The following is a 2773-nucleotide window of genomic DNA, read 5'->3' as shown; positions in this document are numbered from 1 at the left end:
GGGACGGGGGCGTGACCGCGGTCGGCTCCGCAGCAGGCTCCACGGCCGACTCCGGGGCCGGCTCGGGCGGCGTCGGGGTGGCCTCGGCCGCACCGTGCGTCTCGGCGGCCTGCGCCGCGCCCTCCGCCTCGGCCGTCCTCGCTCTGCGTGATCGGCCGAACGCGTTCCGCAAGAGAGTGAGAATGCCCATGTGCGCAACCCTTCGCATGAGTTGAAGCCCGTCAATCCCTGGCCAGGACGGACACGTAAGGTTAGCTGCCCTCATGGGCGATCTTGGGCAGGGTCGGGTGTCCGGTGCCGTGACTGTCAAGAGCGGTGTCCGGCCCGCGCACGGCACCGTGCGGAGACTTCGGGGCAACTCCCCCGATGCCGCCGTGGATTCACCCGTCGTTCATCCTGGCGCCCGGCTGCCGCACATATGCGCTCCTACGGTTCGCGTTGGTATCACGGGCACCCAAGGAGAGAACAAGTGCGCAAGCTGCTGCCGCTGATCGGAACGCCCTCCGGCTCGCATCCCGGCGGACGTTCCGCCCTGACCTGTCGTTTCCGGTGTGGTGACGCCTGCTTCCACGAGGTGCCCAACACCAGCTCCAACGAATACGTCGGCGACGTCATCGCCGGTGCGCTCGCGCGCCGTTCGGTGCTGCGGGCCGCCGCGGTCGTCGGTGTGGCCGCCACGACCGGCGCGGCCGCCGTCGCCGGGGCCCGCCCGGCACAGGCCGCGATCCCCGGCCAGGCCACCGCGTCGTCCCGGAAGAAGCCCTCGGGCGCGCGTGGGCTGCGGTTCGCACCCGTCGCGCCCAACACCGCCGACACCGTCACCGTCCCCGACGGCTACCGGCAGAACGTCGTCATCCGCTGGGGCGACCCCATCCTGCGCGGGGCGCCCGTGTTCGACCCCGAGCACCAGACCGCGGCCGCGCAGGCCGGGCAGTTCGGGTACAACAACGACTTCCTGGCCCTGCTGCCCCTGCAGGGTGAGCTGCACCGGCAGCTCCTCGTCGCCAACCACGAGTACACCGACGAAGTGCTCATGTTCCGGGGATACGACCCCGCGAACCCCACCCGGCAGCAGGTGGAGGTCGCCTGGGCCGCGCACGGGCTGTCCGCCGTCGTGGTGGAGGAGGACCGGAGGACGGGGAAGCTCACCGCCGTGCCCCGGCACCACCTCAACCGGCGTGTGACCGCCACCACCGAGTTCCGGCTCACCGGGCCCGCCGCCGGGTCGGACCTGCTGAAGACCTCCGCCGATCCGAGCGGGCGCAAGGTGCTCGGCACGCTCAACAACTGCTCGGGCGGGACCACGCCGTGGGGGACGACCCTGCACGGCGAGGAGAACTTCAACCAGTACTTCGCAGGCGGCCACCGGGACACCGACAAGCGCTACGGCATCGGCACCGGGGCCACCGAGCGCAAGTGGGAGCGGTTCGACCAGCGGTTCGACATCGCGCGGGAGCCCAACGAGGCGCACCGGTTCGGGTACGTCGTCGAGTTCGACCCGTACGACCCGTCCTCCACGCCGCGCAAGCGCACCGCGCTCGGGCGGTTCAAGCACGAGGGGGCGACCGTCCGGCTCACCGAGGACGGGCGGCCCGTCGTGTACTCGGGCGACGACGAGCGGTTCGACTACTTCTACAAGTTCGTCGGCAGCAAGCGGATGCGGAAGGGGGCGTCCCGCGCCGCGCGCGAGCACAACCTGACCCTGCTCGACGAGGGCACCCTGTACGTCGCCCGGCTCACCGGTGACTCGCCCGCCGCCGAGATCGACGGGAGCGGGAAGCTGCCCGCCGACGGGGAGTTCGACGGCAGCGGCGAGTGGATCCCGCTGGCCACGGCGACCGTGGAGGGAGCCGTCTCGCACGTGGCGGGGATGACCGCCGAGGAGGTGTTCGTCTTCACGCGGCTCGCGGGCGACAAGGTGGGCGCGACGAAGATGGACCGGCCCGAGGACATCGAGCCCTCGCCGCACACCGGCAAGGTGTACGTCGTCCTCACCAACAACAGCAACCGGGGCAAGGCGGGCTACGCGCCCGCCGACGAGGCCAACCCGCGCAACCTCAACAAGCACGGGCACATCCTGGAGCTGACCGAGCGCGGCAACAAGGCCGACGCGACGCGCTTCGGCTGGACGGTGTTCCTCGTCGCCGGTGACCCGGCCGATCCGTCGACCTACTTCGCCGGGTTCCCCAAGGAGCACGTCAGCCCGGTCTCCTGCCCGGACAACGTGGCCTTCGACCCGTACGGGAACCTGTGGATCTCCACCGACGGCAACCAGCTCGGTTCGCACGACGGGCTGTTCGGCGTCGCGGTGAAGGGGGACCGGCGAGGGGAGCTGAAGCAGTTCCTGACCATGCCCTCGGGGGCGGAGACCTGCGGGCCGATCGTGCAGGAGCGGCGTGTCGTCGTCGCCGTGCAGCACCCGGGCGAGGTCGACGGGGCGTCGGTGGAGCAGCCGGCGAGCACCTGGCCGGACGGACCCGGCAGGATGCCGCGGCCCGCGGTGGTGGCGGTCTGGCGGGCGGACGGGAGCGACATCGGCGTGTGAGGACGCCATCCGGCGCGGGCACCCCCGCCGAGACACGTGCGGGTGTCTCGGCGGGGGTGCCCCTGTGTCGCTGTGCCGCGCCCGAACCGCACGCTCGAGGCCGCGGGGGCCGCGGGGGCCGCGGGGGCCCGTGGCCGCGCGATCGCCGGCCTGCCGGCTCCGGGGGACCCGGTCTCAGACCTGGACCCGGGGCGGCGGCTGCTGGTTGTGGGGCGGGGTGGCCGGGGG

1 protein-coding gene and 1 pseudogene are annotated in these 2773 nt (G+C 72.5%); one reads left to right on the top strand and one right to left on the bottom strand.

Going from position 1 to position 2773, the window contains the following annotated elements; translation table 11 throughout:
- A pseudogene (locus C1I97_RS40840) lies at positions 1–190 on the bottom strand (VWA domain-containing protein); the annotation flags it as partial.
- A 279-nt stretch (positions 191–469) separates the two neighbouring features.
- Between C1I97_RS40840 and C1I97_RS34790 the strand changes: the two are divergent.
- Positions 470–2545: a PhoX family protein gene (locus C1I97_RS34790; RefSeq protein WP_111006963.1), complete on the top strand. Its 2076-nt coding sequence runs from the start codon at positions 470–472 to the stop codon at positions 2543–2545.
- Positions 2546–2773: the final 228 nt, after the last annotated feature.

The organism is Streptomyces sp. NTH33 (genome assembly GCF_003236365.1).
GTDB lineage: Bacteria > Actinomycetota > Actinomycetes > Streptomycetales > Streptomycetaceae > Streptomyces.
Note: the sequence above shows the minus strand (reverse complement) of the source record. Positions and strands in the feature narration are given on the sequence as shown.